The sequence below is a fragment of the Ruegeria sp. AK11 genome (assembly GCF_056541095.1).
On record NZ_JBQFXU010000001.1, the window covers coordinates 482,127 to 507,670 of the forward strand.

31 protein-coding genes and 1 tRNA gene are annotated in these 25,544 nt (G+C 57.3%); 15 read left to right on the top strand and 17 right to left on the bottom strand.

What is annotated here, in order from left to right:
* Positions 1-10: 10 nt before the first annotated feature.
* On the bottom strand, positions 11-1,030 hold the full coding sequence (locus tag ACR0D9_RS02460; protein WP_480537529.1) for a helix-turn-helix domain-containing protein: 1,020 nt from the start codon (positions 1,028-1,030) through the stop codon (positions 11-13).
* Positions 1,031-1,375: 345 nt separating this feature from the next.
* On the opposite strand from ACR0D9_RS02460, the gene ACR0D9_RS02465 reads away from it, so the two are divergent.
* The 6 genes from ACR0D9_RS02465 to ribD all read left to right on the top strand — a co-directional run bounded on the left by ACR0D9_RS02465 (position 1,376) and on the right by ribD (position 4,967).
* Positions 1,376-1,813, top strand: coding sequence for a thiol-disulfide oxidoreductase DCC family protein (locus tag ACR0D9_RS02465; RefSeq protein ID WP_480537530.1), 438 nt, complete (start codon positions 1,376-1,378; stop codon positions 1,811-1,813).
* A 2-nt stretch (positions 1,814-1,815) separates the two neighbouring features.
* A complete protein-coding gene (locus tag ACR0D9_RS02470; RefSeq protein WP_480537531.1) occupies positions 1,816-2,361 on the top strand; it encodes a DUF4166 domain-containing protein in 546 nt (181 codons plus the stop codon).
* A 78-nt stretch (positions 2,362-2,439) separates the two neighbouring features.
* Complete coding sequence (locus ACR0D9_RS02475) at positions 2,440-2,844, top strand: hypothetical protein (protein WP_480486072.1); 405 nt, start codon at positions 2,440-2,442, stop codon at positions 2,842-2,844.
* A gap of 21 nt (positions 2,845-2,865) precedes the next feature.
* Positions 2,866-3,279, top strand: a complete 414-nt coding sequence (locus ACR0D9_RS02480) for a secondary thiamine-phosphate synthase enzyme YjbQ (RefSeq protein ID WP_480486070.1) — start codon at positions 2,866-2,868, stop codon at positions 3,277-3,279.
* A 120-nt stretch (positions 3,280-3,399) separates the two neighbouring features.
* The gene (nrdR, locus tag ACR0D9_RS02485; protein WP_267367325.1) at positions 3,400-3,870 is read left to right on the top strand and encodes a transcriptional regulator NrdR; all 471 of its coding nucleotides are present in this window, start codon (positions 3,400-3,402) and stop codon (positions 3,868-3,870) included.
* Positions 3,867-4,967, top strand: coding sequence for a bifunctional diaminohydroxyphosphoribosylaminopyrimidine deaminase/5-amino-6-(5-phosphoribosylamino)uracil reductase RibD (gene ribD / locus ACR0D9_RS02490; protein ID WP_480486068.1), 1,101 nt, complete (start codon positions 3,867-3,869; stop codon positions 4,965-4,967). Before nrdR ends, ribD begins: the two co-directional genes overlap by 4 nt.
* A gap of 2 nt (positions 4,968-4,969) precedes the next feature.
* Here the strand turns inward: ribD and ACR0D9_RS02495 are convergent, their stop codons facing one another.
* The 3 genes from ACR0D9_RS02495 to ACR0D9_RS02505 all read right to left on the bottom strand — a co-directional run bounded on the left by ACR0D9_RS02495 (position 4,970) and on the right by ACR0D9_RS02505 (position 9,486).
* Positions 4,970-6,970 (bottom strand): capsular polysaccharide biosynthesis protein, encoded by a 2,001-nt coding sequence (locus ACR0D9_RS02495; protein ID WP_480486067.1) that lies wholly within the window; start codon positions 6,968-6,970, stop codon positions 4,970-4,972.
* Between the two features lie 3 nt (positions 6,971-6,973).
* Positions 6,974-8,107: a polysaccharide biosynthesis/export family protein gene (locus tag ACR0D9_RS02500; protein WP_348540319.1), complete on the bottom strand. Its 1,134-nt coding sequence runs from the start codon at positions 8,105-8,107 to the stop codon at positions 6,974-6,976.
* Between the two features lie 80 nt (positions 8,108-8,187).
* Positions 8,188-9,486 (bottom strand): capsule biosynthesis protein, encoded by a 1,299-nt coding sequence (locus ACR0D9_RS02505; protein ID WP_480537532.1) that lies wholly within the window; start codon positions 9,484-9,486, stop codon positions 8,188-8,190.
* 141 nt (positions 9,487-9,627) lie between these two features.
* On the opposite strand from ACR0D9_RS02505, the gene ACR0D9_RS02510 reads away from it, so the two are divergent.
* From ACR0D9_RS02510 to ACR0D9_RS02535, 6 genes are all read left to right on the top strand, one after another.
* The gene (locus ACR0D9_RS02510; RefSeq protein ID WP_480486061.1) at positions 9,628-10,215 is read left to right on the top strand and encodes a riboflavin synthase; all 588 of its coding nucleotides are present in this window, start codon (positions 9,628-9,630) and stop codon (positions 10,213-10,215) included.
* Positions 10,216-10,319: 104 nt separating this feature from the next.
* A complete protein-coding gene (ribB, locus tag ACR0D9_RS02515) occupies positions 10,320-11,441 on the top strand; it encodes a 3,4-dihydroxy-2-butanone-4-phosphate synthase (protein ID WP_267365297.1) in 1,122 nt (373 codons plus the stop codon).
* 2 nt (positions 11,442-11,443) lie between these two features.
* Positions 11,444-11,995: a 6,7-dimethyl-8-ribityllumazine synthase gene (locus tag ACR0D9_RS02520; RefSeq protein ID WP_209504307.1), complete on the top strand. Its 552-nt coding sequence runs from the start codon at positions 11,444-11,446 to the stop codon at positions 11,993-11,995.
* Entirely contained in the window at positions 11,992-12,474 is a 483-nt protein-coding gene (gene nusB / locus ACR0D9_RS02525) for a transcription antitermination factor NusB (protein ID WP_480481565.1), read from the top strand. Before ACR0D9_RS02520 ends, nusB begins: the two co-directional genes overlap by 4 nt.
* A gap of 59 nt (positions 12,475-12,533) precedes the next feature.
* Positions 12,534-12,839 (top strand): hypothetical protein, encoded by a 306-nt coding sequence (locus ACR0D9_RS02530; RefSeq protein WP_480537533.1) that lies wholly within the window; start codon positions 12,534-12,536, stop codon positions 12,837-12,839.
* A gap of 265 nt (positions 12,840-13,104) precedes the next feature.
* Positions 13,105-14,271: an adenylate/guanylate cyclase domain-containing protein gene (locus ACR0D9_RS02535; protein WP_480492680.1), complete on the top strand. Its 1,167-nt coding sequence runs from the start codon at positions 13,105-13,107 to the stop codon at positions 14,269-14,271.
* 387 nt (positions 14,272-14,658) lie between these two features.
* Here the strand turns inward: ACR0D9_RS02535 and ACR0D9_RS02540 are convergent, their stop codons facing one another.
* Positions 14,659-15,084, bottom strand: coding sequence for an SRPBCC family protein (locus tag ACR0D9_RS02540; RefSeq protein ID WP_480537534.1), 426 nt, complete (start codon positions 15,082-15,084; stop codon positions 14,659-14,661).
* Entirely contained in the window at positions 15,081-15,401 is a 321-nt protein-coding gene (locus ACR0D9_RS02545; RefSeq protein WP_209504303.1) for an ArsR/SmtB family transcription factor, read from the bottom strand. The genes ACR0D9_RS02540 and ACR0D9_RS02545 overlap by 4 nt, the downstream gene beginning before the upstream one ends.
* A gap of 114 nt (positions 15,402-15,515) precedes the next feature.
* On the opposite strand from ACR0D9_RS02545, the gene ACR0D9_RS02550 reads away from it, so the two are divergent.
* Entirely contained in the window at positions 15,516-15,947 is a 432-nt protein-coding gene (locus ACR0D9_RS02550; RefSeq protein WP_209504302.1) for an MmcB family DNA repair protein, read from the top strand.
* Between the two features lie 4 nt (positions 15,948-15,951).
* Here the strand turns inward: ACR0D9_RS02550 and ACR0D9_RS02555 are convergent, their stop codons facing one another.
* Positions 15,952-16,140 carry a DUF6324 family protein gene (locus ACR0D9_RS02555; RefSeq protein WP_117869403.1) on the bottom strand — a complete coding sequence of 63 codons (189 nt, stop codon included), beginning with the start codon at positions 16,138-16,140 and terminating at the stop codon, positions 15,952-15,954.
* Between the two features lie 77 nt (positions 16,141-16,217).
* On the opposite strand from ACR0D9_RS02555, the gene ACR0D9_RS02560 reads away from it, so the two are divergent.
* Together ACR0D9_RS02560 and ACR0D9_RS02565 are read left to right on the top strand one after the other, a co-directional pair.
* Positions 16,218-16,700, top strand: coding sequence for a GNAT family N-acetyltransferase (locus ACR0D9_RS02560; protein WP_480537535.1), 483 nt, complete (start codon positions 16,218-16,220; stop codon positions 16,698-16,700).
* Positions 16,701-16,748: 48 nt separating this feature from the next.
* Positions 16,749-16,825, top strand: a tRNA-His gene (locus tag ACR0D9_RS02565).
* 92 nt (positions 16,826-16,917) lie between these two features.
* Here the strand turns inward: ACR0D9_RS02565 and ACR0D9_RS02570 are convergent.
* The 10 genes from ACR0D9_RS02570 to ACR0D9_RS02615 form a co-directional block, all read right to left on the bottom strand.
* Positions 16,918-17,724: an ABC transporter permease gene (locus tag ACR0D9_RS02570; RefSeq protein ID WP_209595834.1), complete on the bottom strand. Its 807-nt coding sequence runs from the start codon at positions 17,722-17,724 to the stop codon at positions 16,918-16,920.
* A gap of 91 nt (positions 17,725-17,815) precedes the next feature.
* Positions 17,816-18,703 carry an ABC transporter permease gene (locus ACR0D9_RS02575; RefSeq protein ID WP_480481688.1) on the bottom strand — a complete coding sequence of 296 codons (888 nt, stop codon included), beginning with the start codon at positions 18,701-18,703 and terminating at the stop codon, positions 17,816-17,818.
* Between the two features lie 79 nt (positions 18,704-18,782).
* Entirely contained in the window at positions 18,783-19,532 is a 750-nt protein-coding gene (locus ACR0D9_RS02580) for a transporter substrate-binding domain-containing protein (protein WP_480537537.1), read from the bottom strand.
* A 34-nt stretch (positions 19,533-19,566) separates the two neighbouring features.
* The gene (locus ACR0D9_RS02585; protein ID WP_267365283.1) at positions 19,567-20,343 is read right to left on the bottom strand and encodes an ABC transporter ATP-binding protein; all 777 of its coding nucleotides are present in this window, start codon (positions 20,341-20,343) and stop codon (positions 19,567-19,569) included.
* Positions 20,344-20,471: 128 nt separating this feature from the next.
* Positions 20,472-21,221 carry a phosphate/phosphite/phosphonate ABC transporter substrate-binding protein gene (locus tag ACR0D9_RS02590; RefSeq protein WP_480481552.1) on the bottom strand — a complete coding sequence of 250 codons (750 nt, stop codon included), beginning with the start codon at positions 21,219-21,221 and terminating at the stop codon, positions 20,472-20,474.
* Positions 21,218-21,655 carry a tellurite resistance TerB family protein gene (locus ACR0D9_RS02595; protein ID WP_209504296.1) on the bottom strand — a complete coding sequence of 146 codons (438 nt, stop codon included), beginning with the start codon at positions 21,653-21,655 and terminating at the stop codon, positions 21,218-21,220. The genes ACR0D9_RS02590 and ACR0D9_RS02595 overlap by 4 nt, the downstream gene beginning before the upstream one ends.
* A gap of 20 nt (positions 21,656-21,675) precedes the next feature.
* Positions 21,676-22,125: a tellurite resistance TerB family protein gene (locus tag ACR0D9_RS02600; protein ID WP_209504295.1), complete on the bottom strand. Its 450-nt coding sequence runs from the start codon at positions 22,123-22,125 to the stop codon at positions 21,676-21,678.
* Positions 22,126-22,305: 180 nt separating this feature from the next.
* Entirely contained in the window at positions 22,306-23,076 is a 771-nt protein-coding gene (locus tag ACR0D9_RS02605) for an isocitrate lyase/PEP mutase family protein (RefSeq protein ID WP_480481550.1), read from the bottom strand.
* A 160-nt stretch (positions 23,077-23,236) separates the two neighbouring features.
* Positions 23,237-23,719: a bacterioferritin gene (locus ACR0D9_RS02610; RefSeq protein ID WP_267365948.1), complete on the bottom strand. Its 483-nt coding sequence runs from the start codon at positions 23,717-23,719 to the stop codon at positions 23,237-23,239.
* A 112-nt stretch (positions 23,720-23,831) separates the two neighbouring features.
* Complete coding sequence (locus ACR0D9_RS02615) at positions 23,832-25,475, bottom strand: CTP synthase (protein ID WP_209595839.1); 1,644 nt, start codon at positions 25,473-25,475, stop codon at positions 23,832-23,834.
* Between the last annotated feature and the right edge of the window lie 69 nt (positions 25,476-25,544).

The window sequence follows — 25,544 nt, forward strand, 5'->3', positions numbered from 1 at the left end:
ACCCCCGGTCTCACGTCCGTATCGGGTGTTCCATTCGCGTCTTGAACGCGCTGGGCGGCTGGCCTGTCCAACGTTTGAATGCGGTCGAAAATGCAGCCTGATCCGCATAGCCCAGCGAATAGGCGATTTCGGACAAGGGCATTTCATTCTTGATAAAGGTCTGCGCCAGGTCGCACCGCAGATCGTCGACAACATCGCGATAGCTGGTGCCTTCGTCCCTGAGGCGCCGACTGAAGGTTCTAAGGCTCATCCCCAGATCAGCCGCTAGGCTCTCGGCCTGTGGGATTGCGCCGGGCAGGGAACGGGTAACCAGCCCTTCGACCTTGGCACGGGTCAGATGTTTGGGCGCGCCTCTCTCAGAAAGCAGGCGATCTGCATATTCCAGCAAATGCTCTCTGAGTTGGGGGTCATACGTCGGCACAGGCAGGTCCAGCGCGGCAAGTGGCAGGATAATCTCGAGGTTCTCGGCCCCAAAAGTCACCGGAAATCCGGCAAGTTTCTCAAATCTTCGCGCGTGGTCGCCGACCCTGTGCTGAAACCGAATTTCTATCGGATAGAGATTGACTTGCGTCAGGTTCCGCATTCTGGCCAGGGCAGCAAAAATCAGGAATTCGGTGCGTCTGTGGTACCGCGCATACCCGGGATCTTTCCAGTCGGCTTCCAAGGTCGCAAAATTACCCGCGACGCGCAGGTTAAGCGCGATGGCAGGGTCGATGATGCCGTGAAAGCGCGTGAGGTTCTCCATCACCTGTTTCAGGTCGCGGGAATACTTGCTGATATAGGCGGTCACGGTCGAGGCTGACGTAACCTCAAGCCCCGTGCGGGCAGCAAATGTGACGTCGTGGGTGGCGTCACATGCATAACGGATAAACAAAGCCTCGCTTTGTACGCTGTAGGTAGTGACCGGCGGTGCGATATCCTGAGGGCGTAGCCCCGCCATTTTCAGGACATCGCGGGACATGTCGCCATTACCAGAATGGCGGTCCAGTGCCTGAATAAACAAATGAAGACGGCCGATATCGACATCCATCGCGAAACAGTACCTCAAATTTTCAAATACATAGGCAGACTATCAGAGAATTTTCTTTCATGATCGACGGTGCTGACAAGTGGGTTCTTCGCTAAAACAAGCCATCTCTGGCGGTATCTCGAAAATTTTTGACCAATATGGACAAGCGTCGCCACGTGTAACGAACCACTTCAGCAGTGTTGCCGGGTCCAGACCTTTATGGGGATGAGGTCAGAGCCTCGGGGAAATCACCAGCCTCTGGTCAAGGCTCCCCGGCACGCCCCCACACCTTTCGTACATGTCGCATTGCTTCGCTCAGGTGGTTTCGTCAGGTTGACTTTAAGTCAATAATTCCGGTGTAAAACCTTGCAAGATATTTTCAAGATTACAGGGGTTTATGATCAAAACCTGATTGTGTTTGACGGCGAATGCGTGCTGTGTTCGGGGTTTTTCCAGTTTATGCTGAAACGTGACCGGCGCCAAGTTTTCCAGTTTGCAACGGCGCAATCCCCGCTTGGGCAAAAACTATATCGTGATCTCGGCCTTCCCACACAGGATTTTCAAACAAATCTGGTCGTTGTGGATGGCGCTGTTTTTCAGCATCTGGATGCGTTTGCAGCGGCGATGCAACAGTTGCGCGGCCCGTGGTCGCTGTTCTCAATGTGCCGGTTTCTGCCTCGGCTTATCAAGGATCCCGCCTATCGCCTGATCGCACGAAACAGATACGCGTTCTTCGGGCGTTCCGAGATATGTCTGGTTCCCGGTCCCGATATCAGGGTTCGTTTTGCCGAAAACGGGTACTAGCGATGGGCGATCCCTTTCTTATGGCGATAGGATCGACCGAAAGGTTGCCAAAGGCGGTTCGAGATCTGCACATGAGCGAGGGCTGCTTTGCAGGACGCTGCGACATCGAACGCGGCAAAGGGATATGGGTTGCCTTTGTAACACGTCTGGCCGGGTTTCCGCAAAACGGCAAAGACGTCCCCGTTTCCCTGCAGATTGATGCAAATGGCGAAATCTGGTCATGGGACCGGAATTTCGCGGGCCACAAAACCCGATCAACTCTGAAATATGATACGAAAAGAGAGTGTGTTCGGGAATCTTTCGGCGCGGTCTCGATTTGGTTGCAGCCCATTTGGCAGGAAAACGGGATGCATATCAAAATTCTCCGCCTGACCGTGTTTGGCATCCCGATGCCATCTTTTTCCTTGCCGCGTTCAAGAACGCACGAATGGCAGGACAAAGCGGGGCGCTTTCGGTTTGATGTGTCTGCGGACGCGCCGGGACTGGGGTTGTTGATCAGGTACCAGGGATGGCTCACGCCGGTTCACGCAACGCATGAGACGGATTAAACAGAACGTGAGCGACCCTGTGCCGACGAAGCTTATGGCCTAACCTTTTTGAGACACACAATCAGGGAAGAAATGACAATGAAACATACACGGACATTTGCCGCGATTGCCGCCCTGGCGTTCAGCATTCCAATGACGGCTGACGCGGCACCGCACGGGTACCGGACCGAGCCGATAAACGCCACCGATTTCGAAGTTATTCCGCGCGGCGACCAGCGTACCGAAGGATACTGGTGCGCGGCAGCGGATTATGCACGGCGTACATTGGGCGCGGGCTGGCGCGATCGGATCTACGTGTTGCGCGGGTATGGGCCAAGCGTCACCACCGGTCGTAAAACGGCGGTTCAGTTCTCGACCAAGCCGCCCCAGAATGTGGGTGCACAGCCAAGCAGCTTTGTTACAATCGGTTTTCAACCTGGCACCAGCATGTCTGTACAAGGCGCGAATGCCAGGTGTAACTATCGACCGTTCTATAACGACTGACAAAACGGCGAGACACCGCGAATGCAGACTGAATTTGTAATCCGGACCCAAGGATCAGGTCTTTACGAATTCACGTCCGAGGTGACGCAGTGGCTGGGGCAGGTGGCGACGGATGGCTTACTGACGCTTTTTGTTCGCCACACCTCCTGTTCATTGCTTGTTCAGGAAAACGCAGACCCCGAAGTTCAAACTGATCTTCGGGCGTTTTTCGAAAGGCTGGTGCCGCCGTCCAATCACCCGGCAATGTCGTATCTTCGGCATACTTATGAAGGCCCCGACGACATGCCAGCGCATATAAAGGCTGCGCTGTTGCCGGTATCCTTGTCGATACCTGTGGTGCAGGGTCGCCCATGCCTTGGAACATGGCAGGGAATATATCTGTTTGAACACCGCACGGCACCACACCAGAGACGGATTGCAGCGCACCTTGTCTGACCCTTTATCTAGCGGTTGAAATTTCCGACTACCCAAACTCTAGTTGCTGCCCTATAGTTGTGGATAAGTAAGTCGCAGCGCTTACAAAAAGAGGCGGAACAAGGGACGAGGAGACGGCGGATGCGCTGCCCGTTTTGCGGAAATATCGATACTCAGGTAAAAGATTCACGTCCGGCAGAGGACCACGTGGCAATCCGCCGACGCCGGTTCTGCCCGGCCTGTGGCGGGCGGTTCACGACCTATGAGCGTGTGCAGCTGCGTGATTTGGTTGTCATAAAGACCAATGGTAAGCGCGAGGATTTCGACCGCGATAAACTGGAACGTTCGATCCGCATCTCGATGCAGAAACGGCCAGTTGATCCCGAGCGGATCGATCAGATGATTTCGGGTATCGTGCGTCGGCTGGAAAGCATGGGCGACACGGATATCCCGTCCCACAAGATCGGTGAGATCGTTATGGAAGCTCTGGCGCGGATCGATACCGTCGCGTATGTTCGCTTTGCGAGTGTGTACAAGAATTTCCAGGCGGCCGATGATTTTGAGGAGTTTGTCCACGAACTGCGCCCGCCGCAGCCACCGACGGACGAGTGAGCGAAAAAGATAAGCGTTTCATGGCGCTGGCCCTGTCACTGGGGCGGCGCGGTCAGGGGATGTGCTGGCCAAACCCTGCGGTGGGGTGTGTTATCGTGCGCAAAGGCCGGATTGTCGGGCGCGGTTGGACCCAGCCGGGCGGCCGCCCCCATGCCGAAACCGAGGCTTTGGCGCAAGCCGGGCAGGCCGCACATGGCGCGACCGCCTATGTGACTTTGGAACCCTGCGCCCACCACGGCAAAACACCCCCCTGTGCCGAGGCTTTGATTGCTGCGGGTGTCGCCCGTGTCGTGGCAGCCGTGGAAGACAGCGATCCGCGTGTCGCGGGGCAGGGCTTTGCCAAGTTGCGCGAGGCCGGAATTAAGGTCGTAACCGGTGTCCTCGCAGAGCAGGCGGAACGTGATCTGGCGGGCTTCTTTCTGAAGACCGAACAGGGCCGACCTTTCGTGACCCTCAAGCTGGCCAGCAGTTTTGACGGGCGGATCGCAACCTCGACCGGGCACAGCCAATGGATTACCGGGCCACAGGCGCGCCGCGTTGTCCATGCCATGCGTGCGCGACACGACGCGGTGATGGTCGGAGCGGGTACAGCGCGGGCTGACGATCCCTCACTGACAGTTCGGGATCTTGGCATTGATCATCAGCCCGTGCGCGTTGTGGTTTCGCGCCATATGGATATATCCCTGATGGGGCATTTGGCCCGCACGGCATCAAAGACACCTGTGTGGCTCTGCCATGCGCATCACCCGGATGCCGAGCGCGCGAAAGCCTGGGAAGGATTGGGCGCAAAGCTGATCCCCTGTGCGTTGAAAGATCATCAGGTTGACGCGGTCGATCTGCTCCAACAGTTGGGGCAAGCCGGTCTGACCAGCGTCTTCTGCGAAGGTGGGGCGGCGCTGGCAGCGTCGCTGCTGGCCGAGGATCTGGTGGATGAACTGGTCGGATTTACCGCTGGATTGACCATCGGAGCCGAAGGTCTGGCTGCCGTGGGAACATTGGCTTTAACGACACTGGACGCCGCGCCACGGTTCGAACTGGTTGAAGCGAAAGTGGTGGGTGGGGATATCCTGCACCGTTGGCGCAGGGCGTCGGACTAGGTTTAGCGCCACAAGTGCGCATGTGTCGCAAACGCGCCCTGAAGTTTTGACAGAACTCGATTGAACGGACCGGTCGGAGCACAAGTGCCCTGCGCCAGACGTTCAACTGCAACCTCGACCGGGCAGGGTTGCCCCGTGACCGGGTCGAAATAACGAGGGTAATCAATCAGGGTGGCATGGACGAGGCCCATCAACGTTGGTCGTGCGCCACGCCGGGCGGGAACAACCCCCAGATCCGTGGTCAGCCCCCAACCCGCATAAAAGGGCGCGCCCAGAGTTGTAACCTTCACGCCGCGCAGCAAAGCCTCGAACCCCAGAAGCGATGTCATGGTCCATACTTCCTGCACGTGCGGCAACAATGACGCGGGGTCTGTTTGGGTTAAAACAATGTCTGCAATCGCCTCGGCATCGATCCTGCCTTCGCGCAGACCCGCTTCGACATCGGGGTGGGGTTTGTAAATCAGGATCGCGTCGGGATTGGCATCGCGCACAGTTTTCAGCAGGTCCAGATTGTTGCGGACCGCGCTGGTACCCAACAGGATCGAGGCGTCGTCCTCGACCTGTCCGGGCACAAGAATACGATGGCCTTCGGGCAGGGGGCTGGTCGGATTGCCGGTATTGTATTTGCTCAGGCCTTCGGCCAAAAGGTTTTCGACAAGACGTTCCGCGCGCAGGTCCTGATCCGGCCTCAACGTTTCACGCAAAGTGATCAGCTCTTCCAACTGGCTGGGTTTTGTCGGGTCGTAGTAGATACCGATCTCGTCTGTCACCAGCGACAATGGCGGGACCAGTGCCGCCCCAAGCCCGCGTGAACGCAGGAACCCGTCTTCGACCCGAACCGCCCCTTCGGTGTTCCTTGCCTGGCTGGCCCATACCATGTGGGGGCGGTCCGGTGTGCCGGGTTGAGATGCCGTAAAGCGCAGCTTTCCATGTTGCCCGAAAAACTGTTGCAGATGCCTGCGTTTCCACAAGCGCATCCCGGATGCCGTCCAGCCGTTCTTGTCCTGTCGCCAGGCGCGGGTCTTTGCCTCTAACGTGTCCAGTACCGTTTCCAGTTCGCACAGCTGATCGCGATAGGGGTCATACCAAGTCGGGTACAGCAGCATGGCGGCCGCGAACAATTGCGCCCGTGTCAGGCTGCGCTGGCGGCGCGGAACGGGTCTGTCATCCTGCGTCAGGCCCCATCCGGCATAGAAAGGTTGGCCGAACACACGCGGTTTGTGGCCCGCCAGAATTGCCTCAAACCCCAGTTGCGAGGACACGGTGTAGACAGCAACAGCCCCTTCAAGCAACGGCCATGGGCTGATCGGGTCGCTGAACTGCGTTATCCGGTCTGACAGGTCCTGATCGGTAAAATGCCCCTGACGGTGACCCGCCAGTGTTTCAGGATGCGTCTTGATCAGGATGCGCGCACCGGGGTTTTCCTCCTGCGCCAAGACAAGCATTTCAAGAAACCGGGCGCGGTCCGCTCCGCTTGCAGTTACTGAAGCATCGCCGACCGTCTGATCGATCACCAGAACATAGCCCGGATCGGGTGAATCAAGATCGAGATCGAAGGCGGAATATTTGCTGAGGTTAAGCTCTCTGATCCGCGTGATCGCGGCGCGGGCACGGTCCAGCAGGGCCGTGTCATCCAGAGGGTGCGTGGTCAGCACTGTCTCAAGTTCAGACGGCGTGGCGGCATCGAAATGCAGGCCGGAACGATCCAGCAACAGCCCCAAGGGGGGCTCGCCATTCCGGCCCGGGTGCAGAGATCTGAGAAAGGCGTCCTCGACCCGCAGAACCGGGGCAGCGTGTTTTTCGGCGATCTTAAGGCCGCGATGTGCTGTCGGGCTGTTGCCCCAGACGCCTACGCAATCGCCTTCTTTCGGAATTCCCAGACGAATGTCGTAACCCGAAAGCGCCAGTATTCGTCTCAGACGTTTCTGGGTCAGAAAGCCGCCGTTATAGACGAACAGCCGATTTTGCCCGCTCCCGGCTGACGTGTCGGGATCGGGCCGCATGCATCAATTGCCGGTTAGCGTGGCAACGTTTGCAACGGGCGTCAGACCGCCAGCGATAAGTGAGATCGACTTGCTCCACTGCGCATAGGGCGCTTCGGTCACGTAGATTGTATCATCATCCCGGATCACGAAATCGCGTGCAATGAACAGGCCGTTGGGGGCTGTCAGGTTCAGCAGGTAGATCATGCGCTGATCCCCTTTGAGGTCGGCGCGTCCGGTGATACTGCGGGCGACATCCTGACGTTCCTTGCGCAGAATGAATATTCCCGTTGGATCCGAGGAAAGCGTCAGCAGACCACCGACCTGCGCCAAGGCTTCCAGAGCCGACAGGTCCTGACTTTCAAATGCCACGCGCGACTGGCCCCCTGTTGCGCCAAGGGCGATATACGATCTGCTGTCCTCTTCCACCAGAATGCGGTCGCCACCGCGCAGGGCGACGTCCAGCTTGGGGTTGCGGAACAGGTCCTCGTACCAAACGGTACCCTTCTGATCGCCCCGGATCAGGGTCACCAGCGCGATGTCCGACGCGACCGAGACCCCGCCCGCCTGGGACAACATACCAAGCAGCGATCGGGTTGGCCGTTCAATCGGATAAATGCCCGGTGCGGCGACCGTGCCCGTCAGCGAGACGGTGGACCCGTCACCCGCGACGCGCCGTACTTCGACCTGCGGGTCCGGCGTTTGTTCCTGAAGCTTGTCTGTGATCAGAACGCGCAGCTGTTCCGGCGTGTTTCCCGCGGCCCGAATCCGGCCTGCATAGGGGACAAAGATAAATCCGTCACTATCAACCTGAACCTCGTTCAACGCGGTCGCAAGACCGGTTTCGCCTGACAGCAAGCCATCGTCGACGTTTTCCCAGATGGTCAGCCCCAGCACGTCACCAGGGCGGACGGTATCTGCGGTCAATGTCTGGGCACTGCTGAAGGAGGACGAAAAGCCGTACTGAGGAATGGCGGACGTCGCGCGTGTGACATTGTCGTCAACTTCAACGACATATGCGTTGCCCCCGTTTTGAACTGAACCGGCCAGAATTTCGGATTTGTTCGGTCCGGATTTTGGTAGCTGGCACGCAGCCAGCAGACCAATTGCAGCCACAAGGGACACACCCCGCATCCATCGCCTAGGAGAGACTTTCACCGCCCGATATCCTCAGTCTTTTGTAGTTGCGTGCAGACTAGCTGGTAAGTTGCTTAACTTCCAGTCACACACCACCCGTTTCATTCGACAACTTTCAACTGTGTCGTTCGCGCCTCGTTCGTATTCAGGACCGATTGGTAAGGATCGTTGGTGTCCAAAAGCATATCCACGGCGCGGCGCAGCAGCTGACGGCGGCCGCGCCTTGAATAGAACCCGCCGGGTACCTGACTGGTTTCCAGAAGAAACTGCCGATAACAGCGATAGGCTTCGGCATCCGGGTGGCGGGGATCGGCGAAAAACGCTGCGATCGGCTGCTGCGAGACGAAATCGGGCTTGTCGTAAACCGAACGCCCGAAAATGCGCAATGGAATACCCCGCCACAGGACCTGCTGTCCAGCGGTGGAATTCACGGTGACGGCCGAACTTGCCTCATCCAGCAATCTGGCCAGCTTGCCGCCCGGCACATAATGAACCCGGTCGCTGATGCCGTGTTTTCTGGCAATCTCGCGAGCCCGGCGTCGCAACGGTTCGCGATGGTTTTCCAGGGGGTGTTCCTTTACCACCAGCCTGTGATGGGCGGGCGCGCCTTGCGCAAATCCTTCGATTGCCAGCTCAAGAAATTCACACATGCCCGAAAAGCTGGAATGAGCCTGCACCGAGCTGTCATGCCCAAGCTGCAACAGAACGAGGTGGTAGGGGTATCCGCCCCATCTGACCCGCGCCGTTGCCACACTTCGTTGAAGGCGATGAAAAGGCATCAAAAACAGTCGCTTGAGGTACAATCTGAATTCTTGAGAGACAGGTAATTCCCTGTGCGGTTGAAAGTTGCGGTAGCGACTGTTCAGGGCCATCACGAACCAATGATAAAGGGCGCCATAGAAGATATGGTGCCGCATGTCTCCCCAATGCGACGGGGGCGGCGGCGCCTTTCGGTCGGACAAGGCCAAGGCCTGGCGCATTTGCTGAACGTCCAGCGACATCAGCCGGGAGTTTCCATTTGATCCGTCCCGCTCATAAGTCACCCACCAGGGGCGCAGATACCCTTCCTCGAATACATGTACGGTAACTCCGCACGACCGCGCGATTTCGACCGCACGCGCATGGATGGGTCTGGTGTCGCCATAAAGAACAATATCCGTAACAGCTTTTTCAGCGATCAAAGAGGACAGTGTTGCGGGCCAGTTTTCCGGTTTGTCCTGAAACGGGATGTAACTTGCCTTGTCAAACCAGAACGCCTGATCGCCTGCATTGAACCCAACCCGCCAGACCCGAGCCCCCGTGGCGCGCAACATACGCCCCAAGGCCGGGAAAAAAGGTCCGTGCGGGCCCTGAAGGAACAGGAAGACCCGATCATGAGACCTTGAAGGCGGGTGCGGCATCCGAACTGCTCGTATTGTTGTTGTTGCCAAAACTATGCCCGTTTGGTGGGTGTACGGCAAGGCAGGGCTTGCCCGCGCGGCCCGTTGGCCTTACCTCGACGGTGAAAGTCAGGCACAGGTTAGGAACTGAGGGTTAACGGAATGTTTACAGGGATCGTCACCGACATGGGCACCGTCGCCGAGCTGGAGCAGCAGGGAGACCTGCGTGCGCGGATCAGGACCACCTATGACACTGCGGGCATCGATATCGGGGCCTCGATTGCCAGTGACGGTGTGTGCCTGACCGTGATCGCGTTGGGCGACGATTGGTATGACGTCCAGATCAGCGCGGAAACCGTTTCGAAAACCAATCTCGACACCTGGGCTGTCGGCAAGCGTGTCAATCTGGAACGCGCCCTGAAGGTTGGTGACGAACTGGGCGGTCACATCGTTTCGGGCCATGTGGATGGCGTAGCCGAGGTGATCGCGATCAAGGAAGACGGCGACAGCACCCGCGTCACCTTGCGCGCGCCAAAGGATCTTGCACGGTTCATCGCGCCCAAAGGGTCGGTGGCACTGAACGGCACATCCCTGACGGTCAATGACGTGACAGACTGCGATTTTGGCATCAACTTCATTCCACACACCAAAGAGGTCACCACTTGGGGTGACGTGCAGGTCGGTGACAGGGTCAATCTTGAGATCGATACGCTGGCCCGTTATGTGGCGCGTCTGGCCGAAATGTCCTGATAGGATACGTCGCGTCGGAACAGACCTGCGCCGTTTGTGGACTGGTCTTTGTGCCCTCAGTGGTCTATTCCGCCGTTCAAACATGCCATGCGAAAGGCTGCCCAATGAGCTTTGAGACACCCGGCCCGGTCGAGGCCCGGCTGCGCGACGCGATCAGCCCGATCGAAGACATTATTGAAGAGGCGCGTGCGGGCCGGATGTATATCCTGGTCGACCACGAGGATCGCGAAAACGAGGGCGATCTGGTGATTGCTGCCGAGTTCGCCGATGCCGAGGCCATTAACTTTATGGCCACCCATGGCCGTGGCCTGATCTGCCTGCCGATGACGGCAGAACGGGTCGAAGCACTTGGGCTGCCGATGATGGCGGTGAACAACTCATCCCGGCACGAAACCGCATTCACCGTGTCCATCGAGGCGCGCGAAGGGGTCAGCACCGGGATCTCTGCCGCCGACCGTGCGCTGACCGTGGCAACTGCGATCAACGAGCAGAACACGATGGCCCATATCGCGACACCGGGCCACGTCTTCCCCTTGCGCGCCAAGCGGGGTGGGGTGCTGGTGCGTGCCGGTCATACCGAGGCTGCCGTTGATATCTCGCGTCTGGCCGGCCTGAACCCCTCGGGCGTGATCTGCGAGATCATGAAACCCGACGGCACCATGGCGCGTCTGCCCGATCTGGTTGAGTTTGCGCAAGAGCACAACATGAAGATCGGCACGATCAGTGACCTGATTGCCTACCGGTCGCGCAACGACAATCTGGTGGTTGAAACCTCGCGTCAGATGGTGACGTCAGAATATGGCGGCGAGTGGGAAATGCGGCTGTTCACCGATCAGACCCATGGCATCGAACACGTGGTCATGATCAAGGGCGACATCACCACACCCGAACCGGTGTTGACCCGCACCCATGCTCTGCACGAGGCCCCCGATATTCTGGGTCTTGGTCCGAAATCATCGCGCGAACTGCCGCGCGCCATGGAAAAGATTGCTGAAGAAGGACGGGGCGTGGTCTGCCTGTTCCGTCAACCGCGCAACTCGCTATATGCGACGGGTGACGAGGGGCCGCGCACCATTAAACAAACCGGTCTGGGGGCCCAGATCCTGTCCAAGATGGGAATTCAGGAACTGGTTCTGCTGACCGACTCGCCAGAAACCGTATATCTGGGGCTTGACGCGTTTGGCCTGTCCATCGTCGGTACCCGTTCGATTTTGAAGGAAGACTGATCATGGCTGCTCAAGACGAACATGGCGTTCTGCCGACACCGACATTTGACAAGCCGGTCAAGCTGCTGATCGTGGCGGCGCCGTTTTATCGTGCGATTGCCGATAACCTGATCACGGGCGCGAAGGCCGAAATCGAAGCCGCGGGCGGAACCTGCGAAGTGGTCGAGGTGCCCGGCGCGCTGGAAATCCCGACCGCCATCGCAATGGCCGACCGTCAGTGCAACTTTGATGGCTACGTCGCGCTGGGCTGCGTCATTCGCGGCGAGACCACGCATTACGAAACCGTTTGCAATGACTCCAGCCGGGCCATCCAGTTGATGGGCCTGCAGGGCCTGTGCATCGGCAATGGCATTCTGACTGTGGAAAACGACGCGCAGGCCGAAGTCCGCGCGAACCCGAAAAAGATGAATAAAGGGGGTGGGGCTGCTGCTGCGGCCTTGCATCTGATCGCGCTCAGCCGTAAGTGGGGCTCTTCCAAAAAGGGCGTTGGTTTCAAACCGCCGTCCGAGTCCATCCTCGTGGCGGGCGACAGCAACGGACCCTCGACAGCATGACCAAGACAGACGCGCCGAAACCGGCCAACCAGAAACGCCTGATGAAATCCGCCGCCCGGCTTTATGCCGTGCAGGCGCTGTTCCAGATGGAACAGTCCGGGCAAACGACCGAAGCTGTCGTGAATGAGTTTCTGGATCACCGTTTTGGCGCTGTCTATGAGGGTGAGGAAATGTTGGACGGTGATATCAGTGTCTTCCGCTCGTTGGTCGACAATGCGGTGAACTATCAGGCGGCCATCGACCAGATGACGGACCGTGCGCTGGTCGCCAAATGGCCGATCGCTCGGATTGACCCGACCTTGCGGGCGCTGTTCCGTGCGGCTGGGGCAGAGCTGACCCAAAGCGACACGCCGCCAAAGGTTGTCATCACTGAATTTGTTGACGTTGCGCGTGCGTTTTTCCCGGAAGGCAAAGAGCCGAAATTCGTCAATGCTGTGCTGGATCATATGGCCCGCGAGGCACAGCCCGAGGCATTCTGACGCCTTTACGAGAACCAGATATGCGCTAACTTGAATGTCATAGCGCAAAGAGGTTCGCCATGCCCAAACTGATCCGCCTTTATATCACGCAAGTTGCCTGGGGCTTTGTCATTTCGGCTGCGTTTGTCGGCGTCCTGTTGGCGCTGAATGTCGCAAACCTGCGCCATCTGATAACCAGTTCGGAAATCGGTCTTATCGCTTTGGTGATGATCTGGTTCATGAACGGCATTGTCTTTGCCGGTGTCCAGTTCGCCTACAAGATCATGAGCATGGCAGAAAAGCCGCAAGGCCCGCGCCGGGGAACACCGGTTTTAGATGATTTGAAACCAGTTGCGATCAAGCAAGAGGCGAGTGTTTCACGCTAATTTTGATGCCAGGCTTTATCACACCAAGCCTCTTATGGGTTCTCTGGCATATCGTGAGATGGTTGCGCCGACATTGACTGTTGCAGCTTCAAAGCAGATGCAGCCGCTGTCACGTTTGTATGCGGTTGATTTCAGCCTATCGCGGATATTCAGAATGGCGTATCTGGGGCCTTGGTCTGAACATATTCCTTCAATATAGCGCTTTGAATAACCTGCTAATAGGAAGGGACTTTGATCATCTTGTCCAAGCGACTAGTTTGACAACATGGCCTCCGTACCACAATTAACCGACTGGATGATTACCGAAGGACGCCGCTCAGGCGACCCCGTGAAAGTAGTTTCTCATTTCTGCTCGTCATTAGTTGACGAAGGCGTTCCACTCTGGCGAGTCAATATTGGTCAGCGGTTCGCCAATCCGTTACTTATTGCATGGGGGATAGTCTGGACCCCTGACCGGACCGACAGCTACGACGTAACTCATGAAACGATGTCGACAGACGGGTATGTTGGCAGCTCATTTGAGTACATTCTGGAGCACAGAAAGCCACTTCATAAAAGTCTGCGACAACTTGATCCAAGGACCGAGCATTCATCGTATCTTGAATTCGCTGAGTCGGGTGGCACAGACTACTATGCCACCCTTATGTATTATGGTGATGGATCTCTGCACGGTTGTACATTTGTTACACAGGACCCAGACGGTTTTTCACCGCAACATCTGGAATTGATTGAGGAAGCTCTGCCTGCTCTATCGTCCGCCTTGGAACCCGTCACAATGCGCAAGTCAGCCAAGGGGCTTCTACGAACATATCTTGGTGATGGGCCCTCTGATGCGGTTTGGAATGGGCGGATCAAGCGGGGCGAACGAACGACAGTTGATGCAGTTGTCATGTTTTCTGATTTGCGAGGTTTCACGGCTCTTTCGGAAGCCGCTCCCGAGGTGGATGTTTTTGACGCGCTGAGCGGTTACTTTGATCTGGTTGTGCAATCCGTAGAAGAGAACGGCGGCGATGTTCTCAAGTTTATGGGTGACGGTATTCTCTCGATCTTCACCATCGCAACTCAGGTTGACCACGCCGACCGATGCCGAAAGGCTGCGCAAGCCGCACAAAGTGTATTGGCCGGTTTGACGACGCTCAACAGTCGCCGCGTTGAGGCTAATAAGTCGTCTTTGGATGTAGGAATCGGGATCAATGTTGGGCAAGTCAGCTATGGCAATATCGGCAGTCCGGGAAGGCTTGATTTCACGGTTCTCGGGGGCGCAGTGAACGTTGCCAGTCGCATAGAAGGTCTAACCAAGTCTATCGGTCACAGAGTGCTGGTAACATCAGCGATTGCTGGGACCTCACCTGATCTGTTTTTGCCTTGTGGGGTTCACGAAGTTCGTGGCCTTGCTAATCCAATCGAATTGTTTTCTCTCATCGAAGGATAGCCTTGAACCAGTTTGCATGAATATTCTTGGGGCCAGGGAATGGGTGCTATGTTTCAACAGGAAGGCTGGTACACTAAGTCAGCATTGCTTTTGGAAGAATTGGGCTATCAGAGCGGATTAATTTGATCTGCATGGCATCCAGGCGTGTAAAGACCGACGTTGGTGGTGCTCTGAGCCAATTCAGCAATGTGGCGGGACCACCAAACAACCGTGTGGTTTGATTCCCGAGGACCTGTATATACAGGTGGGCGCCAGGTAATCAGGCCAGGACCTGAACAGAGCCAGCCCCCTCGGAATTGCTTAAGGCCACCAGAATGCTACCTGTCACAAGAAGGGCAGAACCCGCCACGCGCTTAAGTAGGGCGTCTGACGGGTTCGCACAAGGGGTCAGGCATCAACAGTTTCGTGCAATGCCGTGCGCATCTTGCCAAAGTGCTCGTCCCAACCCTTGTCCAGCGCCAGGATCAGGCCAAAGGCATCGGCCCCCTGCGGCAGGCCTTCATGCCGCAGGTCAAGGCGCGTCCCGCCTGCGACGGGTTCCAGGGTCCACTTGACGACGCTCACCGCGTCGCCCATCGGTTTTACGGTGAACGTGTATTCCAGATATTTGGGAGGGTTGGCAACGCGAACCTCACCCCAGATCAACAGTTCGCCGCTTGTTGTGCCAAACATCTCCAGCTTTTGACCCGCGGTCAGAGGATGTTTCGGTTTGTGGAACCATTCCGCCAGGCGATCCGGGTCTGTAAGATAAGCCCATACCGTTTCCGGTTCGGCCCTCAGAAAGATCGATTTCTTCAGAACTGCATCGGTCATTTCGATTTCCTTTCAACAGCTTCCTTGAGAGAGTTGAGGCGATCGTCCCAGAACTGGTCAAAATACCTGAGCCAGTCCAGAACGGGGGCCATCCCCTGTGGTTCAAGACGGTTAATGCGTTCGCGGCCACGGGTTTCGACGGTGATCAAGCCGCCGTCGGATAGCACGGTCAGATGCTTTTTGACCGCGGCCCGAGTCATGTCGAACTGGTCTGTCAACTGCCCGATGGTCATGTCCTGAGACGAGAGCAATTGTACAATGTCCCTACGTGTGGGATCGGCCAGCGCACGGAACGCGTTTTGAGTTCGGTTATCCATAAGCAACTCCAGAAGAGATACCATTTGGTATCGTATTAATATGATGCCAAATGGTATTATGTCAAGCGCGATGGAGCACTTTACTTTTGTTCACCAATTGTTCACATTTGGGGTATGTTGTTAGATTTGCAGCCCGGACAGAAACTGGCGCGTGGCGTCGCACGCCACCTTGCCGCGCATGGTTTTGTTTCTGTTGAAGAATTCGTTCCGGCACGTGGTTTGCGTGTCGATGTGATGGGGCTGGGTCCCAAAGGTGAGATTTGGGTGATCGAATGCAAATCCAGCCGTGCCGATTATCAATCGGATGCCAAATGGCAGGGCTATCTGGAATGGTGTGACCGATTCTTCTGGGCCGTGGATACCGAGTTTCCGACCGATCTGTTGCCTGACGAAACGGGCTTGATCATTGCTGACGCCTATGATGCCGAGATCGTGCGCATGGCGCCCGAGGACAAGCTTGCCCCGGCGCGGCGCAAGAAGATGATCCAGAAATTTGCGACAGATGCAGCACGCCGACTGCATGCGCTGCGCGATCCGCGCTTGTAAAAGCTCAGCCTTTGACGGCGAGGGCGGCCTGTATTGCGGCGCGGATCTCGTCGGCGATTTCTTCGGCTTCCTCGGGGTCGAAATCCATCGGAATCTCGATGCCGTCGGCTTCGATGAACAAGCGTACCATCCCCTGATCGGTCGGACCGATTTGCAGGTTGGCCTGAATATCGCGTTCGGTATTGATGCCCATCGATGCCTCCGAGACTGAGCATTCGTGCTAGCGCGCACGGGGTTGAGAATCAAGTCACCTTTGCGGTCAGATAAGACATGGATAAAGTGGTTCTCAGAACGTTTCGCCCCGATGATGCCGCGTGGCTGGTCGAACAGCACGGGTTACTCTATGCGCGCGACGAAGGATTTGATGACAGCTTTGCCCCATTGGTTGCGCGCATCCTTGAGGAGTTCATTGCCAACAATGACCCGTCCTTTGAAAAAGGCTGGATTGTTGAACGGGCTGGGCAAAGATTGGGTAGCATCTTCTGCGTGCGTGTTGACCAGACAACCGCCAAACTACGCCTCTTCCTGCTTGTCCCCGAAGCGCGCGGACTTGGGTTGGGGAAACGGCTGTTACAGACCTGTACAGACTTCGCACGCGAGGCTGGATATCGGGAAATGGTTTTGTGGACCCATGAAAGTCATACGGCTGCCCGCGCGCTTTACAGGGCGTTTGGCTGGGAACTGATCGACAGCAAACCGGTGCATTCCTTTGGCGTCGATCTTGTCGAACAAAGCTGGAGAATTAGGCTTTAATCCTCTTGCATTCCCCCGGCGCGTTCGGTACATCGCCCCTCACAAAGTGCCGCCTTAGCTCAGTTGGTTAGAGCGCTGGATTGTGGATCCAGAGGTCCCCTGTTCAAGCCAGGGAGGCGGTACCATTCCCCCCAAATCGACTGTCCGTGTTCGCATCACCAAGCGTATTACAAGCGTAGTGTAGGCTTGAACGCCGGAATTTACGGCGCGCTGTCCTTTAGCGCGCCAGGTTCAGTTTGAACCGCATTTTTGCCCGTTTGGCGGTGGGCAGGTGGCGGTTCAGGCGTTTGTTGATCAGGCCAAATCCCCCGACAATCACCAATGTCAGCAGGATGAAATAGAACGCCAGAATTGGATAGGGGATGAAGGGGTTGAACGTTTTGTCCGCGAAATAGCTGGCGTAATAGAGCGCGTCGCCACGTTGTTGCCAGGCCGGAAAGGCCGAGAAGAAGACCAGCGTGGTGGCATGGAACAGAAAGATCGCTTCGTTCGTATAGGCCGGCCAGGCCAGACGCAGCATGGTGGGCCAGACGATCCGCCGAAACCGCGACCAGCCGGACATGCCATAGGCATCTGCCGCTTCGATATCTCCCTTGGGGATCGAGCGCAGGGCACCGTAAAAAATCTCACCCGAATAGGCTGCGGTGTTCAGGAACAGCACGATCAGCGCCCCCAGCCAGGCCGAGGTGAAGGCGTCGAACATCGGATATGTTTTCTTCAGCGACAGGAAGAAGAAATAGGCAAAGAAGAACTGGATAAAGAGAGGCGAGCCCCGGAACAGAAAGATGAACCATTCGGCAGGTTTGCGCAGCCATTTGTTGGTCGAGGCTTTGCCGACGGCCAGCGCGGTGGCCAGAAAGAACCCGGTCGCCAGCGCCATGACGCCGAAATAGATGTTCCAGATCATGCCCGAGCCGATCAGGGTGAACTGTTCGCACAGGGTGAAATCGGTTTTAGGCAGCAGGCGCTCGCCAAAGCCAAGCGACCGCAGGCCGTAATCCTGAATGGTCTGGATGCAACTCATGATCGGGCTCCTTGGAAAGGAGATTGCGGGCGCGAGAGAGATTGCTGTGCAATCGCGTGCGGCACCCGGTTGCGGTCTTGAACGCGGATCATCATGCCGTGGTCTCCTTGCGCAGAAGCTCTCCGCCGGAAGTGGCCTGTCCGTGGGACAATCGCCGCATCAGTTTTTCAAGCCCAAGTTCCGAGAAACGGGTCATGCCAAGGTAAAAGATCAGCAGGAACAGGAAATACCACATGCGCCAGTCGCCATGCGGGTATTGCGTGAATTTCGAGGTTTTGGTGCCGCCCAGTTCGCGCGCCCAATACACGATATCTTCGACGCCCAGCAGGAAGAGCAGGGGTGTCGCCTTGATCAGCACCATCCACAGATTGGACAGGCCGGGCAGCGCGTAAACCCACATCTGAGGTACGAGGATTTTCCAGAAGGTCTGGCGGCGATTCATGCCATAAGCTTCGGCCGTTTCCAGTTGCGCATGTGGTACGGCGCGCATTCCGCCGAACAGGACATTGGCCGCGAAAGCACCAAAAACGATAGAGAAGGTGATGACCGCAAGGAAAAACCCATAGGTTTCATGCACCCATTCAGGCGCGGTTCCAAGTGGCAGCTTGGCGGCCTGACAAACGAGGAAGTCATTGCCCTGGCGGATTGGGTCGGTCCAGTCCGGGCACAATATCTTATGCCGCGTCCACTCAAACGCCTGATCCAACGCGATGACGAAGAACAGGAAAAACGCAATGTCGGGCACGCCGCGCACAATCGCGATATATCCTTTGCCCAACCAGCTGAGGGGCGGGAAATGCGAGCGCGCCGCCATGGCTCCAGCAAACCCGAAGCCAAGAGCGACGGGCGCGGTCACAGCCAGCAAGGCCAAAACCTTGATGAAAGACAGGTAGAACGACCAGTGGACGCCATTGGTCAGGTAGCATGAAAACCAGCGGAACGTGCCCAGCGTGTCAGGATCAGCGCAGTACGAGAACATATGGCGTCTTTCCAACGTCTGTTCCGGCTAGGCCGGAAGCGGCCCGGCGCCAAAGCACCGGACCGGGATTGGTCAGGTCTTAGTTGGTGACGACCGAACCGTCAGAACCGTATGTGGCGGTGCCTTCACCGAACCACTTGATCAGCATCTCGTTCAGCGCGCCGTCAGCTTTCATCGAAGTGATGGCTTCGTCGAACTTGCCGCGCAGTTCACCGTCGCTTTCACGCAGGCCCATGCCGACGCCGCCGCCCAGCGGAACCGGATCGCCGATAAAGACCAGCTCACCGCCCGATTCCTCGACCAACGGCACCAGATAGTCGCGGTCGGCCAGAACGGCATCGGCTTCGCCGTTACGGACGGCTGCAATGGTTTCTTCCGGGGTCGCGAATTCAACCAGGGTTGCACCGGATTCGGCAACGTGGCCTGCCTGGATCGTGGCGGTTTGCGCAGCAACGACACCACCGGTTACGTCTGCCGAGTCAGAGGTCGCGACATAGGCCGACGCGGTCGGCGGGTAATAGTCTTGGGTAAAGTCGATGACCTCATCACGTTCGGCAGTGATCGACATACCGGCGATGATGGTGTCGTAGTTGCCCGAGACCAGGTTCGGAATGATCGAATCCCAGTCGTTCTTGACCCATTCACACTCCAGGTTAGCGCGTTTGCACAGCTCGTCGCCGACTTCACGCTCGAACCCGTCGATTTCACCTGCATCGTTGATGAAGTTGTACGGAGGGTAGGCGCCCTCGGTGCCCATGCGGACCGTGTCGGCCATCGCGATACCAGCAGTCAGCGCCAGGGCTGCAGTGGACAGAATCAGGTTTTTCATTGGTTACTCCCCAGTTTTGGTTCTGTTCTTGAAGTTAAGCCGCTTGAGTAGCGGAGAGAAAGCCCCGAAGCCGTTCGGATTCGGGTGACGTAAAGATATCTTCGGGCAAACCTTCTTCCTCGATCAGGCCCTGATGAAGAAATACCACGTGGCTCGAGATATCTGCCGCCATTTTCATGTCATGGGTCACGATGATCATGGTGCGCCCTTCTGCGGCCAGATCCTTGATCACCTTGATCACTTCCTGTTCCAGTTCGGGATCCAGCGCCGAGGTCGGTTCGTCGAACAACAGCGCCTGCGGTTCCATGCACAGCCCCCGCGCGATCGCGGCACGCTGTTGCTGACCGCCGGACAATTGCGCCGGATATGCGTCGCATTTGTCGCCAATCCCAACTTTCTCAAGGTATTTGCGCGCGCTGTCTTCCACTTCGGCCTTGTCGCGGCCCAGAACGGTCACGGGGGCTTCCATCACATTTTGCAGGATGGTCATATGCGCCCACAGATTGAACTGCTGAAACACCATCGACAGGTTGGTGCGGATGCGCAGAACCTGCTTGGGGTCCGCGGGGCGACGCCCATGGCTATCGCCCGACCATTTGACAGGCTCGCCTTTGAACAGGATTTCACCCTGCTGGCTGTCTTCCAGCAGATTGCAGCAGCGCAGCAAAGTTGATTTTCCTGACCCCGATGACCCGATCAGCGAGACCACGTCGCCGCCATGTGCTGTGATATCCACCCCCTTCAACACTTCCAGATTGCCGAAGCTTTTGTGAAGGTTTTTGATTTCGATGACGGGAGCGATTTCTGTCACGGGCAGTCCAGTAGTTTGTGGTGTTGGTGCGGTAATAGGGCCGAAAAATTTGCTCAATGCAATGCGCAATTCGCAAATTCAGGGTCGGAAACAGCCAAAATGACCAAATGCACCGGACAATTTGGTCATCAGATTATCCGCTGTGCGCATGGCGGTGGCGGGGTCGGTACGGACAGGTACTCCTCCGCCGGGATGTCGATCAGCCCCTGAATATGCAGCGTTTTGCGGTCGTGTTCGGCAAGGCCGACTATTGCGGTTCGAACTGCGTCTGCGACCAGATCCGCGTTTTGGTCGGGTCCAGTAATATAGGGCAGGGTTGGTGTAGGAGAGGTTTTTGCCAATTCGCGCAGGCTTTTGCCCAGATCGGTATGTTCCTGCAACATCATCCAGGTCAATGCATCCAGCGCGGCGAAATCTGCCTTCCCGTCCGAGACCGCCTGCGCTGACAGCGCGTGACCGCCTGTTTCCAACAACGACGCAGGATTCAGGTTCTCTCGGGATAGATGCGTGATCGGTGCTGCCCAGCCGGATTGAGACAGCGCTTCGTTATACGCGAAGATACCGTCAGTCATGCCCGCCAGCGTGCGGTTGTCGTCGCGCCGCGCCACAAAGACCGAGCAATAATGCCCGGCAGGACAACCGGGCAGGCCGTAATCCGGGGTGCCCACCAGTTGAACCCGACCATGCAAGCGTGTGCGATAGGGCATTCCACAGGTCTGCGCCAGCACCAGTTCGGGATCAAGCCAGACCTGCCAAACATCGGTGTCTCGGGTCAGCTGTTCTGGCCCGCATCCCAAATGCGCACGAATCAACCCCCAGAACCGATCATTGGCGGCCTGAACCTCGGGCATGTCATACATGCCAAGCATGGCGATCAAGATTTAGCGGCCTTTTGCCGGGCCAAAGCCGAATCCACGTCGCTGACCCCTAGTAAGCTGACAACCAGACGCAGCAGCGAGTCCTCCTCACCCGTACGGTGGCCATCAGCCAGCGCCACCGACCACAGCGCCTGAACCACCGCCAGCCGGTTTTCATAAGCGACAGCTTCTTTGATGGCACGGGTAAAACGGACCGTGTCGGGGGCCTCGGCCTCAAGATCTTCGGCACGGGCGCGCAAAGCCGCGCTTTCGAACGGGGACAAACCGTATCGTTCAGCCGAGATGCGGTCGATGCGCGCCATCTCAGAATCAGAATAATCGTTGTCAGATCGTGCCAGACGCACCAGCAGGGCCGTCAGGGCCAGGCGGGCATCATCTTCGACAAGCGGGTCGGGCTTGGGCTGTGTGAGCCTGGAAAGAAAGTCGCTGAACATGGGTAAGATATAGCGGGCGCTTAACTCACATCCAAGCGGCTTTGGACGCGCTCGCGCGCTGCCTGACTGTCATTATAGCTCAGGCCCATGGCAATGCGGGCTTCTTCGACGATCTTTATCTCGCCCTCGTCCGAACTGCCATCTGCCAGAACGATTTCCCACAACGCGTCAAGGGCTGCCAGCCGCTCTTTTAGGTCCGTGGTTTCCCGGATCAGTTTGCCGAACGTATCAGTTTCCGGTGCCGCAGCATGGAGCTTTTCGCAGGTGGCCCGAACCTTGGCCGCCTCAATCGCGTTATGCTGGTAAAGACGAGCCAGTATCTTGTCGATCAGACTGATCTCTTCCAGCTTATAATCGCGATCTGCCTGCGCGACGCGCACCATCAGAGCACCCAGAGCAAGTTCTGCATCCGGGTCCGGCAATTGTTCATGATGAGGCGGTCTGAGCGCCTTAAAGAACCTTTTCAACATAACAAACACCTAGACGACAGGTCGTGATCGGCCAAGCACGAAATGCCGGTCTTGCTATAGTATTGCGTGTGTCCCGCGCTGAACCAGAGCTGCGCGGCACCGGGTACACACCGGCCAACAATCAATCATTGCCCAATATCCATGAGTTTCAATTTGTCCTTAAGAAACAAAGGCCTGCGTTTACCAGGTCAGCGCCTCTTTGGTTGCGTTCTGCAACCAGGCCAGCATCTGGCGATAGGGGACCGGGCCGTAGCTGATCCGCGCGACCCCGAGCTTTGCCAGAGTGGCCGTATCCGGCGTGCCGGGCAGAGCGATGATATTGACCGGCAACGTGGTGGATTCGCAAAGCCGGGCGATCAGGGCTTCGTTCTTTAGCCCGGGGGCAAAGAATCCGCTGGCGCCTGCGTCAGCATAGGCATTGGCACGGGCAATGGCCTCATCCAGCATCGTGTCGTCATGGGTGTCCGCTGCGGCCTTCAGGAAGATATCTGTGCGCGCATTGACATAGCCGGGAATGCTTGCGCGCGCGCAAGCGTCGCACATCGCTTCAACGCGTTTGGCCTGAGTGGCGATATCGTAGAGACCGTCACCACCGATGATCTGGTCTTCAAAGTTGAACCCGACAACACCGCAGTCAAGTGCGCGCCGAACGTTTTGCGCGATCCCTTGCGGGTCTTCGGCATAAGCCCCCTCGAAATCCAGTGTTACCGGCAAATCAATCGCCGCAACGATGCGGCGTACATTGTCCAACGCGGCCTCAAGTGGAATGTTCTGCCCGTCGCCATAGCCCTGCGCCATGGCAACAGGGGCACTGCCGGTCGCGATGGCCTGGGCACCAGCGTCCCGAACGGCGCCAGCGCTGCCAGCGTCCCAGATATTGAACAGAATGACAGGATCGCCCTTCTTGTGAAGGCTGGTAAAGGTCACGGCTTTCTGGGACTGGCTGGTCATCGGAACTCTCCTGTTGTCACGTATCCTACAGCTAACGCTGAGAAAATGACCCGGCCAGAGTTTTTGCACCCAGCCAGGTCAATTTAAGGTGACGGCACAGGCACAGATTGCGTCAGCTTCGCAAAGCACCTGTGACATCCACCGGTTTGAAACCAAGGTCTCAGGCGTCGCCCGCAGCGCCAGAGACGAATTTCGCGCTAAACGCAGATTCGCCCAGACGTTGCAGAAGGCTCAGCTGTGTCTCCAGCCAGGCTTTATGACCTTCTTCTTCCATCAGGATGCGTTCGAACAGTGTACGCGAACCAACATCACCAACTTCGGCCGCCTGTTGCGCTGCATTGGTGTAGAAGTCGACGGCCTCACTCTCGTCTTTGAGATCAGAGGCGAACATCTCTTCCAGCGTGCCCGCTGCGGCTGGGCTTTTCTGAAACGCAAGCTCGGGGGTTCCACCCAGAAACAGGATACGTTCGATAAAGGCGTCAGAATGCACCAACTCTTCCTGCATCTCGCCCCGCATTTTCTCGGCCAGAATATCAAGGCCCCAGTCGTCCAGAACATGCGCGTGCAACTGGTATTGGTGCGCGGCAGTAAGCTCCATATGAAGCGCTTGCTGAAGGTTGGTGATCGTTGTTGCGTTGCTCATCGGAAATCTCCTGAAACCGTGAAATGCAAAAGCAGAAAACCTGCCTCTCCACACAGTTAAGAGGTCAGCCCCCACGAAACAACGTGGGGTGACAGTCCGACACAGTCAGGGATCAAACCAGGCGCGAGGTGTCTTTCGCGGCCCGCACAAATTCGCGAAACAGCGGATGCGGGTCAAACGGCTTGGACTTCAATTCCGGATGGTACTGAACGCCAATGAACCACGGGTGATCCGCCCATTCCACGATTTCGGGCAGACGTCCGTCCGGCGACATGCCCGAAAACTTCAGGCCCGCTTTTTCAAGCTTGTCGCGATACTTGATGTCCACCTCATAGCGGTGGCGGTGACGTTCCTCGATCTGCGTGCCGCCATAAACCTCGGCCACTTTGGATCCATCCGCCAATACTGCGTTGTAAGCCCCAAGGCGCATTGTGCCGCCCTTGTCGTCGCCGACCTTGCGCTCGACCTTGTGGTTGCCCTGTACCCACTCCTTGAGGTGATAGACCACCGGTTCAAACCGTTTCTTCCCGGCCTCATGGTCGAATTCCTCGGACCCGGCTTCGGTAATACCCGCAGCGTTCCGCGCAGCCTCGATCACCGCCATCTGCATGCCAAGACAAATGCCCAGATAGGGAACCTTGTGCTCGCGCGCATATTGCGCCGCCTTGATCTTGCCTTCGGTGCCACGCTCGCCAAACCCACCGGGGACAAGGATGGCGTGGAAGCCTTCCAGATACGGGGCCGCGTCTTCGGTGTCGAAAACCTCGGCATCCACCCACTCGATCTTGACCTTCACGCGGTTGGCCATACCGCCATGGGTCAGCGCCTCGGCAATCGACTTATAGGCGTCCTCAAGCTGCGTATATTTGCCGACAATGGCCACTTTCACTTCGCCCTCGGCGTTGTGGATGCGGTCGCTCACATCTTCCCATTTGGCCAGATCGGGCTTGGGAGCGGGGCTGATCTGGAAGGCATCCAGAACGGCCTGATCCAGCCCCTCGCGGTGATAGGCCAGCGGCGCGTCGTAAATGGTGGACAGGTCCTGTGCCGCGATCACGCTGTCTGGGCGCACGTTACAGAACAGGGCCAGCTTTTCCCGTTCCTTGGTCGGGATCGGCCCTTCGGACCGGCAGACCAGAATATCGGGGGCCAGACCGATCGAACGCAGTTCTTTAACCGAGTGCTGGGTCGGCTTGGTTTTCAACTCACCCGAGGCCTTGATGTAAGGCAGCAGCGTCAGGTGCATGAAAATGCACTGCCCGCGCGGCTTGTCCTGACTGAACTGGCGGATGGCTTCAAAGAAGGGCAGGCCTTCGATATCGCCCACAGTGCCGCCAATCTCGCACAGCATGAAATCAACCTCATCCTCGCCTATGGCGATGAAATCCTTGATCTCGTTTGTGACGTGCGGGATCACCTGAATGGTCTTGCCAAGGTAATCGCCACGGCGTTCTTTCTCGAGCACGTTCGAATAGATCCGCCCGGAACTGACCGAGTCGGTCTTGCGGGCAGCCACGCCGGTGAACCGTTCGTAATGGCCCAGGTCCAGATCGGTTTCGGCCCCGTCATCGGTGACGAACACTTCGCCATGCTCAAACGGCGACATCGTGCCCGGATCGACGTTCAGATAGGGGTCCAGCTTGCGCAGACGCACCGAATAACCGCGGGCCTGCAACAAAGCGCCCAAAGCTGCCGAAGCCAGCCCTTTGCCCAAGGACGAAACCACACCACCGGTGATGAAAATAAAACGTGCCATAGTTTTTCGGCTGCTCCCGTGAGACGTCAAAATCAGCTGCCCGGCGGTTCCGAAAAACCGCTGCATCAC